The organism is Alistipes provencensis (assembly GCF_900083545.1).
Taxonomy (GTDB): domain Bacteria; phylum Bacteroidota; class Bacteroidia; order Bacteroidales; family Rikenellaceae; genus Alistipes; species Alistipes provencensis.
On sequence record NZ_LT559262.1, the window covers coordinates 351,857 to 365,184 of the forward strand.

12 protein-coding genes are annotated in these 13,328 nt (G+C 53.9%); 9 read left to right on the plus strand and 3 right to left on the minus strand.

Features of this window, described 5'->3' with window-relative positions; translation table 11 throughout:
• Positions 1-23 precede the first annotated feature (23 nt).
• Together BN5935_RS01530 and BN5935_RS01535 are read right to left on the minus strand one after the other, a co-directional pair.
• On the minus strand, positions 24-911 hold the full coding sequence (locus BN5935_RS01530) for a hypothetical protein (protein WP_064974533.1): 888 nt from the start codon (positions 909-911) through the stop codon (positions 24-26).
• A 223-nt stretch (positions 912-1,134) separates the two neighbouring features.
• On the minus strand, positions 1,135-1,947 hold the full coding sequence (locus BN5935_RS01535) for a CPBP family intramembrane glutamic endopeptidase (protein WP_235820973.1): 813 nt from the start codon (positions 1,945-1,947) through the stop codon (positions 1,135-1,137).
• 194 nt (positions 1,948-2,141) lie between these two features.
• On the opposite strand from BN5935_RS01535, the gene BN5935_RS01540 reads away from it, so the two are divergent.
• From BN5935_RS01540 to BN5935_RS01585, 9 genes are all read left to right on the plus strand, one after another.
• Positions 2,142-2,912, plus strand: a complete 771-nt coding sequence (locus tag BN5935_RS01540; protein ID WP_064974534.1) for a ParA family protein — start codon at positions 2,142-2,144, stop codon at positions 2,910-2,912.
• A 10-nt stretch (positions 2,913-2,922) separates the two neighbouring features.
• Positions 2,923-3,792: a ParB/RepB/Spo0J family partition protein gene (locus BN5935_RS01545; protein ID WP_064974535.1), complete on the plus strand. Its 870-nt coding sequence runs from the start codon at positions 2,923-2,925 to the stop codon at positions 3,790-3,792.
• Between the two features lie 8 nt (positions 3,793-3,800).
• Positions 3,801-4,970, plus strand: a complete 1,170-nt coding sequence (locus tag BN5935_RS01550; protein WP_064974536.1) for a DUF5683 domain-containing protein — start codon at positions 3,801-3,803, stop codon at positions 4,968-4,970.
• A 3-nt stretch (positions 4,971-4,973) separates the two neighbouring features.
• Positions 4,974-6,344 carry a lytic transglycosylase domain-containing protein gene (locus BN5935_RS01555; protein WP_064974537.1) on the plus strand — a complete coding sequence of 457 codons (1,371 nt, stop codon included), beginning with the start codon at positions 4,974-4,976 and terminating at the stop codon, positions 6,342-6,344.
• Positions 6,344-7,699: a tRNA uridine-5-carboxymethylaminomethyl(34) synthesis GTPase MnmE gene (mnmE, locus tag BN5935_RS01560; protein WP_064974538.1), complete on the plus strand. Its 1,356-nt coding sequence runs from the start codon at positions 6,344-6,346 to the stop codon at positions 7,697-7,699. The genes BN5935_RS01555 and mnmE overlap by 1 nt, the downstream gene beginning before the upstream one ends.
• A 406-nt stretch (positions 7,700-8,105) precedes the next feature.
• The gene (locus tag BN5935_RS01570; RefSeq protein ID WP_262481028.1) at positions 8,106-9,047 is read left to right on the plus strand and encodes a helix-turn-helix domain-containing protein; all 942 of its coding nucleotides are present in this window, start codon (positions 8,106-8,108) and stop codon (positions 9,045-9,047) included.
• Between the two features lie 13 nt (positions 9,048-9,060).
• Positions 9,061-10,158 carry a site-specific integrase gene (locus tag BN5935_RS01575; protein ID WP_064974541.1) on the plus strand — a complete coding sequence of 366 codons (1,098 nt, stop codon included), beginning with the start codon at positions 9,061-9,063 and terminating at the stop codon, positions 10,156-10,158.
• A gap of 108 nt (positions 10,159-10,266) precedes the next feature.
• Entirely contained in the window at positions 10,267-10,629 is a 363-nt protein-coding gene (locus tag BN5935_RS01580) for a helix-turn-helix domain-containing protein (RefSeq protein WP_064974542.1), read from the plus strand.
• Between the two features lie 81 nt (positions 10,630-10,710).
• Entirely contained in the window at positions 10,711-11,133 is a 423-nt protein-coding gene (locus tag BN5935_RS01585; protein ID WP_082943983.1) for a virulence RhuM family protein, read from the plus strand.
• A gap of 265 nt (positions 11,134-11,398) precedes the next feature.
• Here BN5935_RS01585 and BN5935_RS01590 read toward each other — a convergent pair whose 3' ends face one another.
• Positions 11,399-12,649 carry a site-specific integrase gene (locus BN5935_RS01590; protein WP_064974544.1) on the minus strand — a complete coding sequence of 417 codons (1,251 nt, stop codon included), beginning with the start codon at positions 12,647-12,649 and terminating at the stop codon, positions 11,399-11,401.
• Positions 12,650-13,328 lie beyond the last annotated feature (679 nt).

The following is a 13,328-nucleotide window of genomic DNA, read 5'->3' on the forward strand; positions in this document are numbered from 1 at the left end:
TCGTTTTCTTTTTAATTGTCTTCTTAATTGTCTTCATTTTCCGCCCGCTCGTCGCCGAAGATCTTCACTTCGCCGTTCTCCGCAGCCCGGGCGCAGAGCTCCTCCTCGTGCCGGCGGATGATCTCGCCCTGCCGCTGGTTGAACAGGATGCGGCGAATGGTCCCCCGCAGCCGTTCGGGCGGGATCGGCTCGCCCTCGCGCCGCACATCCTCGATCTGGAAGAAGTAGTGCGAATGGCTGTCGCGCATCTCCTGCACGGCCGTCGAGGCCAGCAGCGGATCGTAGGACTGCGACCGTGGCGTCGGCAGGTAACTCAAAAAATCCGTAAAGTCGACCCACTGATCGCGGAAATCGCTGACCGTGAAGTCGTTCTTCTCGCAAATATCGCGGAAGTCCTGCTGCTGGGTCTCCGATTTGGAGGCCATCAGCGTCTTGAGCTTCGCGGCCTGACGGTACCCCTCGGTAAAGCGGACGATGCGGCCCTTGACGATCGTGCGGTCGAGTTTGAAGTCGGCCTTGTGAGCGTTGTAGTAAGCCGCGATCTCGTCGGCGGTGAACACCGTGTCGATCGAACGGTCGACGTAATGCTGATCCAACTTGCGGATCAGCAGCGCCTGCCGGTACTCCTCAACCATCTTGTCGATATCGGCCGCCGAGGAGGAGAAGAGCGTCCCCGCCTCCTGCAACTTGAGCTGTTTGACCACCCAGCGGTCGATGTAAACCCGCATGAAAGCTGCGCTGTCGTCGCCCGTGAGCCCCTGCGGGACCACCGAGCGCACATCGCCCATTTTCAGCTCCTTGCCGCCGGCGCGCGCAATGGTCGTATCGCTCGCAAAATAACGGGGCAGCTCCCGGCAACCCGCCAGCAGCAGCACACCCGCCGCGACCGCTATTTTCGCTCGCAAATTCATATTCCGAAAGGCAAAGATAGAAAATTAACGTGAGTTCGACGAATTTTTGCTTATACTATTTTCAAGAGTCACAACGTCCGTAGAACTCGTCGAACTCCCGTTACGGCGTTAAAAACACCGGATTCAAGATTTAAAATCCCTCTAAATCTCCCTTTGTTAAGAGAGACTTGAATCCGGGGTCTCATCCGATTTCCTGTAAAGAACGCACATCACCGCCGGATTATTACGCCGCGGACGGATTTTTCATGCGCCGCAGCGTGCGCAGCATCATATAACCCGAGACGGCCGTAAGCGCCAGCGCCGCAATATAGATCACGACGTAGAGCGTGCGGCTCTCCACCAGTTCGATCAGCAGGGCGTTGCCGTGCCCGGTGACCATCGCCAGATAGGCCACGGCGTTGTTCAGGGCGTGGAGGATCATCACCGACCACATCGAATCGGTCGCCAGATAGACGAAGCCGAGGATCAGTCCGATGACCGAGGCGCCGATGACCTGCGCGGGCTGGCCGTGGAGCACTCCGAAAAAGAGCGACGACACGAGCCACGCCGTGACCACGCCGTAGCGCGTGCGCAGCGAACTCAGCACCACGCCGCGGCAGATCAGCTCCTCGAACACCGGGGCGAAGACGACCAGCGAAAGGATGGTCCAGAAGCCGCGTCCTACGTTGAGCGACAGCTCGGGCAGCAGGTTCAGGAGGGGTTCGAGCACCACGCCGACGGCGAAGATCAGCACGAAGGCCCACAGCAGCAGCGCCGGATTGAACCCCCGGGCCGAAAACCGGGCCCACGGGCCGCTGCCGCCGCGCGCGCGACGATAATAGAGGATGCCGGCGAGGGTAATCGCCATCGAACAGAAATAGAGCGCCGCCATCAGTTTGCCCAAAGCGGCGGGCTCCATCGACTTATAATCGAATCCGTGTCCGGCGAAAAGCATGAACAGCATCGCCGCGGTTCCCACGACGATCTGCGCCCCGAGCGCGATGCCCAGCAGGGCGAGCATGTCGCCCACGGTCGGGAATCTGCGGCGGTTGTTCAAGTCCCCGTTCCCGGTCTGAGTCCGCGCCTCCGCGGCCATGTCGTGCTCCGCCGCCGGAACCGTCGTTTTTTTTCTTCCATAGTATCGTGTAACTATCAATTCGTTCCGACACCAAAGGTAAGCATTTTTCCGGTACGGTTATGGATTTCCATTTAAATTCATTAAATTTGCCTGCTTATAAACCGAATTCATCTATGGCAAAGGTAATCGCATTGGCCAATCAGAAAGGCGGCGTGGGAAAGACCACGACGGCCATCAACCTCGCGGCTTCGCTGGCCCTGCTGGGCAAGAAGGTGTTGCTGCTCGACGCCGATCCGCAGGCGAACGCCACCTCGGGACTGGGTTTCGACATCAATCTCGAAGGCATTTACGAGTGCATCGCCGGGCAGAAGCAGGCCGAAGAGGTGATTCTCCGGAGTCCCGACGTGAAGAACCTCTGGGTGCTGCCCTCGTCGATCGACTTGGTGGCCGCCGATACCGAACTGCCGAAGATGGAGAACGCCCACCATGTGATGAAACGCATCGTCGACTCGGTGCGCGAGAAGTTCGACTATGTGTTCATCGACTGCTCGCCCTCGCTGGGTTACACCACGGTCAACATCCTCACGGCAGCCGACACGGTGCTGATCCCCGTGCAGTGCGAATACCTCGCGCTGGAGGGACTCTCCAAACTGCTGAACACCATCCGCAAGGTCAAGTCGGGGCTGAACCCCGCGCTCGACATCGAGGGCTTCCTGCTGACGATGTACATGCGCAACCGCCTGAACAATCAGGTGGTGACCGAAGTCCGGGAGCACTTCGGCGAGCTGGCCTACGACACAATAATCCAGCGCAATATCCGTTTGGGAGAAGCACCCTCGCACGGAAAACCCGTCATGCTTTACGATGCCGGGGCCGTGGGTTCGGAGAATTACCTGACCTTGGCCCGGGAGTTTTTGAAACGCAACCGCAAACGCAGCAAATAGCGATACCGACATGAAACAGAAAGGATTAGGACGCGGCCTCGACGCCATTTTCGGCAGCGATCCGGTCGATGCCAAGCTCAAGCCGATGAGCCGGATGGCCGAAATCGAAATCGCCGACATCATACCCAACCCCACACAGCCGCGCACGCAGTTCGACGAGGAGGCCCTCGACGAACTGGCCGACTCGATCCGCCAACTGGGCGTCATCCAGCCCGTGACGGTGAAGAAGTCCGACAACGGCAAATACGTCATCATCAGCGGCGAGCGCCGCTGGCGCGCCGCACAGAGGGCCGACCTGAAGACCCTTCCGGCCTACATCCGCGAGGTGGACGACGAGAACCTGCACGCCATGGCCCTCGTGGAGAACATTCAGCGGCAGGACCTCAACGCCATCGAAATCGCGCTGGGCATGCAGCGCCTGATCGACGAGTGCCACCTCACGCAGGACGCCCTTTCGGAGAAGGTGGGCAAGAAGCGTTCGTCGGTGTCGAACTACCTGCGCCTCTTGAAACTCCCCGACGAGGTGCAGCTCGCCCTCAAGGAGGGGCTGATCTCGATGGGACACGCCAAGGCCATCGCCGGAGCGCCCGCCGACCAGCAGCTGCGCATGCTCAAGAAGTGTATCAAAAAGGAACTTTCGGTCCGCCAGATCGAGGAACTGGTCCGCTCGCTCACGAAAACCCCTGCCGCCGCGGCACAGCCGACCGAGGACGAGGAGTATCCCGACAGCTACCTGCGGCTGGTCGAGCAGTTGGAGAAGTTCTTCTCGCAGGAGATTTCGATCAAACGCACCAAGAGCGGCGGCGGCAAGATCGTCATCGGCTTCGACGACGACAAGGACATCGAACGCTTCATCGAACGGTTCGCCAAACGCTCCTGAGATTCGATATGACACGCATCCGGACCAGCTTGCTGCTGCTCGCCGCAGCCCTCGTGCTGTGGCTGCCCGCCGGTGCCCAGCTCCACCGCGGAGCGCGCACGATCGTCCGGGGCGGCATGCTCGAAAAACCGGATTCGCTCCGCTCCAAACGCGACTCGCTGGAACTGGCCAGAATCATCCAGCAGTTCGACTCGGTCGCCACGGCGGGTTACCTCGCCGACTCCGCGGCCGTTGCGGCCCTGCGCACCGACGACCGCCATTACCTCGATTCGGTGGCATTGGCCCATTTCGACGTCGCCCGGCTGGGCATCGACACCACGACCAAACCCCGCGTATTCAAAAAGGGATGGCTGATGAGCGACTCGATGTCGCTCTCGAAGGTGTGCTGGCTCTCGACCGTGCTGCCCGGCTACGGACAGGTCTACAACAAGCAATACTGGAAACTGCCGATCCTCTACGGACTGGTGGGAACCGGACTGGGGCTTTACATCCACGAGAACAAGACCTACAAACCGCTCAAACGGCAATACGAGTCCTATACCGACGTGAGCGCTTCGCGCACCCCGGAACTCGACGCCCTGCAGTCGCGGATGATCCGCAGCAACACCCGGCGGCAGGCCTACCTCGGGGTCACGATCGCCTCGTACATCTATTTCATCGGCGACGCGGCCGTGAGCTACAAGACCAACGACGTGTCGGACGTCAAGAAAGCCACCACGCTGGCCTGCATCTTCCCCGGTGCGGGACAGATATACAATAAGAGCTACTGGAAAGTGCCGTTCGTCGTGGGCGGATTCGCCTCGATGATCTACTGCATCGACTGGAACAACCGCGGTTACCAGCGCTTCAAGAAGGCCTACAACCTGCTGAGCGACTACGAACACAATCCGGACAAATACCCCGACGGCCCGACGGACGAGTTCCACGGCCGCTATTCGGCGTCGTTCATCCGCAACCTGCGGAACAACTACCGGCGCAACCGCGACCTGTGTATCATCATCTCGGGCGCGCTGTACGTCCTGCAGATCGTCGACGCCCACGTCGATGCCCACCTGAAGGACTACGATGTCTCGGACGACCTTTCGATGAACATCGAGCCGCTGATCGACTACACCTACATCCCCACCCTCGGGGGGAACCGCCCGGTGTTCGGCTTCAACCTGAGCCTCAAATTTTAGACGATGAAGAAACTCCTGACCATAGCGCTGCTCCTCACCGTCGCCGCCCAAGCGTCGGCCCTCGACCGCAGCCCCCGCAAGAAACGCCGCGACAAGAACAAAGCCCGGACCGAAACCCCTGCACCGACGCCCGCCCCGGCGGTCGAAAAGACTGTCGTTCCGGCCCCGGAGCCGGAACCGGAACCCGTCGAAGAACCCGTCGTCAACGACATGACGCTGGGATTCACCCCCGAGCAGACCGATTCGCTGCTGGCGGCATGGCGCGAACGCCAGCGTCAGGACGCTTACAGCGAGTTTTTCAAACAGTACATTCTCGAAGACTCCACCGAGGTGGCGGACACGACTCCCGATTCGGTCTACGCCCGGCGGCTGCTGGACCTCGCATCGCCGATCCAGTTCCCTTACAACAACATTGTAAAAGGGTATATCAACCGCTACACCAGCTCGCGCTACGGTACCATCAGCCGCATTCTCGGCATGTCGCAGTACTACTTCCCGATCATCGAGGAGGCGCTGCTCCGCGAGGGGCTGCCCGTCGAACTGCGCGCACTGCCGATCATCGAGTCGGCGCTCTCCCCCACGGCCACCTCGCCGATGGGCGCCGTCGGACTGTGGCAGTTCATGCCCACGACCGGCAAGAGCTACGGGCTCGAAATCAATTCGCTGGTAGACGAGCGCCGTGACCCCTACCTCGCCACGCAGGCCGCCTGCCGTTACCTGAAGGACCTCTACGCCATCTACAACGACTGGTCGCTGGCCATCGCCGCCTACAACTGCGGCCCGGGCAACGTCAACAAGGCCATCGCCCGCTCGGGAGGCAAGAATTTCTGGGAGATTTACGACTACCTGCCCCGCGAGACGCGCGGCTATGTCCCGGCCTTCATCGGGGCGTCGTATGCCTATGCCTACCACCAGCAGCACGGCATCGAGCCCACCGAGGCCCCGATTCCACTTTCAGTGGACACCGTGCGGATCAACAAGCTGATGCATCTGGAGCAGATCTCCTCGACGATCGATCTGCCGATCGAAACCCTGCGCCAGCTCAACCCCCAGTACAAGCTCGACATCATCCCCGCGACGACCAAGTCCTACGCACTGGTCCTGCCGCAGCGTTATGTCATGCAGTACATCGCCCACGAACCTGAGATCCACGCCAAAGACTCGATGTACCTCAAGGAGTACATCAACCCGGCCAACCTCGACAAGAAACGCCAAGAGCGCAGCGGATCGGTCTATGTGGTCAAGAAGGGCGACACGCTGGGCGCCATCGCCCGCCGTTACCGCGTGACCACGGCGCAGATCATGCGTTGGAACAACCTCAAGAGCGCCCACAAGCTCCGCATCGGGCAAAAACTCCGCATCGAAGGTAGATAATGATTCCCGACCACGATACCATCGTCGCCCCTGCAACCGCCGCAGGAGGGGCCATCGCCGTCGTCCGCGTGAGCGGCCGGGAGGCCTTTACCCTCTGCGACAGGCTGTTCCGGGGCCGGAAGCCTTTGGCCGGAGCCGAAGGATACACGGTGCATTACGGGGAGATCATGGACGGCGACCGCATCGTAGATGACGTGCTGGCCACGGTATTCCGCGCGCCGCACTCCTACACGGGTGAAGATTCGGTCGAAATATCGTGTCACGGATCGTCCTACATCGTCTCGGAAATCCTCCGGCTGCTGACCGCCGCGGGCGGACGCATGGCCCAGCCCGGAGAGTTCACCATCCGCGCCTATCTGGCCGGAAAACTCGATCTCTCGCAGGCCGAAGCCGTGGCCGACACCATCGCCGCCTCGTCGCGCGCAGCGCATGCGCTGGCCTCGACACAGATGCGCGGCGGATATTCCGACGAACTGGAACAGCTTCGCGACAAACTTCTGAACCTCACCTCGCTGCTGGAACTGGAACTCGACTTTTCGGAGGAGGAGGTGGAGTTCGCCGACCGGACCGCGTTGCGCGAGACGATGCAGCGCATCGGGGCCGAGATCGACCGCCTGCGCAACTCGTTTTCACTGGGCAACGCCATCAAAGAGGGTGTCGCCGTGGCAATCGCCGGAGCCCCGAACGTGGGGAAATCGACGCTGCTGAACCGGCTTCTCAACGAGGAGCGCGCCATGGTCTCGGAGATCGCCGGCACGACGCGCGACGTAATCGAGGAGCGGGCCAACATCGGCGGCATCCTCTTCCGGTTCCTCGACACGGCGGGCATCCGCTCGACCGACGACCGGTTGGAACGTATGGGCATCGAGCGCACGATGGAGAGCATCCGCCGGGCGCAGATCGTCATCCACATGATCGACGCCCCGACCCTCGCGGGAACACTCCCCGAACCCGATTTCACGCTCCGCCCCGACCAGAAAATCCTGACCGTCGCAAACAAGATCGACAAGGCTTCCGCATCGCTGAATCTTCCCGAAAACATCATCGCTATCTCGGCCAAACAGGGCACGGGCATCGACCGTCTGTGCGACGCCCTGCATCGGACAGTCGACACCGAAGCACTCTACCACGGCGATCCGGTCGTTTCGAACAGCCGCCATTACGAAGCCCTCACAACGGCCCGCGAAGCCCTCGACCGGGCCCTCGACGGCCTCGGCAACGACCTCCCCGCCGACCTGCTGAGTGAGGAAATCCGTCAGGTCATCCACCATCTCGGCTCCATCACCGCCCGCGGCTCCATCGCCCCTGACGAGGTTCTCCAAAACATCTTCTCGAAATTCTGCATCGGCAAATAGAAGCCGATAAACAACGATTATTACTTATTAACGACAATCACTTAGGCGCTCATACAGAGCGTCTTTCGTCGTTTGTGATTTTCCGTCGGTACTCCTGCGCGTCCTCTTTTACCCCCTTTTTTCGCCCCCGTTTCGCCCTCGGCACCTCCTGCCGGGCAGGGCTTCCGTTTTCGTCTCCGAGGTTCTGGAAAATTGCAACAGACTGCAACGAGGCGCAACGTACAGCACCGAGCTGCAACAAAATGGGTGACAGTAAGAAAGGAGGCCTACGATGAGCAGTAGCCTCCAATACCAGAAAATCTGCATCTTCTGCGGGCGCGAATTCATCGCCCAAAAATTCACGACCGAATACTGTTCGCACGCGTGCTCCCAGCGAGCATACAAACAGCGCAAGCGGGAACAAAAAATGGAAAAATTCCGCATTTCTCCCACCGAAGTTTCGGTGCCGGAACCTATTCTTCAGGACAAGGAGAGAGAATACCTCAGCTGTGAACAGGTGGCAGACCTAATGGGAATCTGCCGCACAACGGTATACCGGTATTGTATTTCAGGAAAAATGAACTGCATCAAGATGAACCGAAAAATATTTATCCAGCGAAGCGACATACGCGGGTTGTTCGAACACCCGCAGCCCTACAAGGTCAAGCCCCTCTACCGGAAGCCTATTACCGAATTTTATTCCATGCGGGAGATTACCGAGAAATACGGCGTTTCAGAATCTATGGTCTACAACATAGTCAGTACGCAACGAATCCCGAAAGGGCTAAGCCAGGGCAAAACCATCTACAGCAAAAAACACGTCGACAAACATTTTGCCGCCAAGCTCCCCGATCCGCAGGTTGCTGAGTGGTACACCGTGGAGGAGATTCGGGAGAAGTACGGCATGAGCCTGTCGGCTGTCTACTCGTTCACCTCGGAATACGGCATTCCCCGCAAAAAGAACGGAGGCAAAACCTATTACTCGAAGGCGCACACCGACACGCACCTCAGGATGCGTCAACCCGACCCTACGATCAAGGAGTGGTACAGCATGGAGGAAATAATCGCGAAGTACGACCTCACACCCGGCTTCGTGTCGAACCTGATCTACAAGAACCCAATCCCGAAAATCCGGCGTGGCAACAAGGGCTACTACTCCAAGGCGGATTTCGACCGGCTCGTCCGCGAGAAACAGCTCGTGCCGGAGTACTACACCGTCGAGGAAGCGATGGCCAAATACAACCTGACGCGGGACCAGCTCTACCATTATGTCCGCTTCCACAATATTCCGAAAATCCAGGAGGGGCGCTACATCAAAATATCCAAACCGGAGCTGGACGTCCTCTTCGCACAACCGAACACACTTTAACACTTATATTATTATGGGAACAAAAATCACATTGCGGCGCAAGCCAATCACCCGCGGGCGGGAATCGCTCTATCTGGAATTCTATCCGGCCATCCGCTGCCCCGAGACCATGAAGATGATTTACAAAGAGTATCTGGGCATCTACATCTTCCAGAATCCGCAGAACCTGATTCAGAAAGAGTACAACGACGAGATGCTGCTCAAGGCCGAGGGCATTCGCTCGATGCGCGTGCAGGCGGTCATCAACGAGCAGTACGGCTTCCTCGACAAGCACAAACTCAAAGGCGACTTCCTCGCCTTCTTCCGGAGCGTCGTCGCGCGCAAAGACCCGAAGTGGCGCATGGTCTACCGCCATTTCGAGCGGTTCGCGGGTGGCAAATGCACCTACGGCGAGGTCACGGTCGAGCTGTGCCGCAAATTCCGCGAGTACCTCACCACCACGCACCAACTGAAGTTCACGAAAAAGAAGATGCGCCGCAACTCGGCCGCCAGTTACTTCTCAACATTCCGCGCCCTGCTGAAGGTCGCCTACCGCGACAAACTGATCCGGGAGAACGTCAACGACTTCCTCGAAAAGCTCGAATACGAGGATACCCGGCGGGAATTCCTGACGCTCGACGAACTGAAACGGCTGGCCGACACGCCGTGCGACATCCCGATGCTGCGGCGCGCGGCGATCTTCTCATGCTTCACGGGGCTTCGCATCAGCGACATCCTGCAACTCGAATGGAAAGACATTTCGCAAGCCTCGGACGGCGGTTGGTGGATGCGTATCCGCACCGAAAAGACCGAGACCGAAGCCACGCTGCCCATCAGCGACGAGGCGTTGGAGTACTGCGGCACGCCGGGCACGGGCAAGGTGTTCGCCGGATTGGAGCGTTCGATGACTCAGCATCCCTTATTTAAATGGATTCGCAAGGCGGGTATCGAGCGCCACATCACGTTCCATTGCTTCCGCCACACGTTCGCCACGCTCCAGATTGCGCTCGGAACCGACATTTTCACCGTCAGCAAGATGCTCACCCACCGCAATGTCTCGACCACGCAGATCTACGCCGAACTGGTCAACGAGAAGAAACGCGAGTCGGCAAATAAGATTTCACTTAAATAACTGATGCTGAACGATGCGAGTAATAGCTGGTAAATTTTTTCGATTTTTTCACCGATTTGCAAACCTTCCCCCAGACAGCGACCTATTCTTATATACAAACTATGAATTATGCAGCAAACAGAACTCTCTTTCGACCGGTTACCGGAGGCCATAGCCCGCTTGATCGACGAAGTGGCACAACTCCGCGAATCGCTCCAACGCCTCGGGAAACCACCATCCGCCCTATCCCGTCCTATTGGGATCGACGAGGCGTGCGCCATCGTGATGAAGGCCAAACCGACCGTCTACAAACTCGTGCATCAGGGCTTGATCCCCCACTGCAAGATCGGCCACAAACTCTACTTCCAAGAGGACGAGTTATTGGAGTGGATTGCCAAAGGTAAGAAAAAAGGCATTACGGAGACAAAATCCGACATCGAAACTCAAATGCTGCGAGGCGTTAAACATAAACCCCAATCATTCACATTTTAATTTTTCAAACGATGAAAACAGCTATCAGTACCACCGCATCGAAAATAATTATGGTTTCTAATCTTTAACAAAATTGTAACGATGAAAATGAAAACAAATCCAATGAACGAAAGAGGCTTTATCGAAATCAAAAGAGATGAGCAAGGACAAACAAATGTAGAAATCTTACTTGCCGATCATACTTTATGGTTGAGCAAACAACAGATGGCTGATTTACTCGAAGTACGAGTGAGTGTGATCAGCAATAGTTTACAGACTATAATTCAGAGCGGAATTTTACAAGAGGAGGCGGTTTCTTGTGTTCATAAAGATGGTCGTCAGCGTGAAGTCATTTTATATAACCTCGATGCGTTCATTTCAGTTTGCTTTCGGATCAATTCACAGAATGCCGAAGCTGTACGAGAATGGGCGATGAAAACAATATGGGGTTTTTGTAGATTTAAATACCAAGAGCTGATGATGGAATCTTTTGGTAAAAAAGAGAAGAAATACATCGTTAGTTAACTGGTAATGAGAGAGAAAAAAAAGCGACGCAGGATTAGGTTTAAAAACGGGACTCGAACCTTCTACTCCAACTATAACAAGGTTGTGCTCTCTGAATTAGACACTTATTTATCCATAAATAATAGATTTAAATGCACGAAAAATATAAATGAGGTACGATTTACACACAACTTTTTTCAAAAGCAAAAGTCACTGACAAACAACAATATACATAATTCCTAACAAATTGGTCCCATTTTCTACTGCCTTCTATTCCTCAATTTTATTACATAACGCCATTAAGTAACCTCTCTAAGCAAAATTGAGACTGTAACCGCATAAGGCTTCTATCTAAGATACCCATATCCTCATTGATTTTATCATCTAATATCTGAGCATATACTTGAGTAGTCCGAATTGTTTTATGACCTAAAACTTTGCTTAGAGTTTCTATTGGCAGGCCATTCGACAAAGCAACCGTTGTTGCAAAAGTATGCCTAGCAGTGTGAACGGTTATCCGTTTGTGTATTTCACAAATCGACGCAATTTCCTTTATATATTTATTGAAATTGGCATTACTAATTACCGGTAGTAACGATTTTCCTTTACGGAAGTTACGATACTTTTCGAGTATTCTGGTCGGTAACTCCATAAGTTTTATGCGAGACTCGGTTGATGTTTTTAATCGCTTCATTATTATCCACTTTGTACCATCGCTACCGATATGGATATCTCTATTATTCAGTTTTAAAAGATCCGCATAACTCAACCCGGTAAAGCAACAAAATAGAAAAATATCACGTACCCTATCCAATCGTCGAGAGTCTAATCGCACACTTATTACCCTCCCAAGTTCATTCTCATTTAAGAAAACTCTTGCCGGAGTATCTGACTTAGTTTTGTGATACCGAAAAGGATTATGTTGCATTATCCCTTCTTCTATCGCAATGAGAATAATTCTTTTAAAGATTTTAACCAACTTACCGACAGAGCTATGCGACATTCTATATTTTATCTGAAGAAAACTTTCGAAATTCAATATGAATTTTAATGTTATACGCTGGAAGGACACGTCATGTACATTATAAGTCATCAAAATATACTCTTCCAACCTGCGCACTGTCAGTTCGTATTTGTTATGAGTTGATTGTTTGATACCATATCCGATCTGTCGCTTCCGATTCTCATTCCAGTCCCGAAAGAAAAGTAATAACATAGAATCTCTGTTTATACTTCCGAAAATATCACTCTTAATCAAATGTGGAGATACATTTTTCGAGGTATTAATTCTTGTATTGTAAGATAAGATTATCCTGGCCCGCAAATAATCAAGAAGAGAGTTTAGTTCTATCGCTTCTAGTGAGTCCCCTATGGCTTTATGCTTTGCTACATTCCATAGTTCAGAGCGAACCTTATAGGTCGTACTAAATTGACATTTCTGCCCGCATATAGTAATACGAGCGTAGATCATCCATTTTTCTTGATTCTTGTTTCGTGGTTTTTTAGCATAAAAGCCTACCTTAAAAGTGTTTTTCATAACTACTTTGTTTTATTAATTTTGTGCCATATAGCAAAACAAAGTAACATTTAATCGTATATTTTCATCGAAAACAGAGAGGCGAATAAAATGCTCTATTCTCTATTATTCATTAATAATATTTTTCCACTGTCAATAATTTGGGATTTGATTAAACATACAAGAACGCTCTGCATTCACCCAAGGCCGACTCATACATTCTTGTTTAGTTATCACTCTTTCTCTCGACAATCTATTACAATAATCATATCTTTCACATATCAAAGAGTCTGTATTTGAATCAAAACATTCTAAGAGAATTTCGTCCTCTAATAAACTTGCAGATTCTAAATAAGCTCTCCTCTTTGGGAGGAATTGATTCTGGATTTGACGAAATAGAATCAATACATGGCGGACCATAAATAATCCCCTGGGACCATTATAGTTTCGAGATTATGAATCTGATCTTGATAAAATAATCTCAAGTATAATTATTCACCTCTGAATGCTTCTTTTTTGCAGTTATCAAAAATCATCCGATAGTAAATCAACTCTGTGCCAGCTAAAAGATCTTACATGATCAACAAATTATCCATCATAATATGTAACATTTTATAAGAAAGCCTCACTTTACTCTCATATGTTCTAGAATAATCTCGCATTCTGATACAGAATATAATACTCTCCCATCATTGATTCT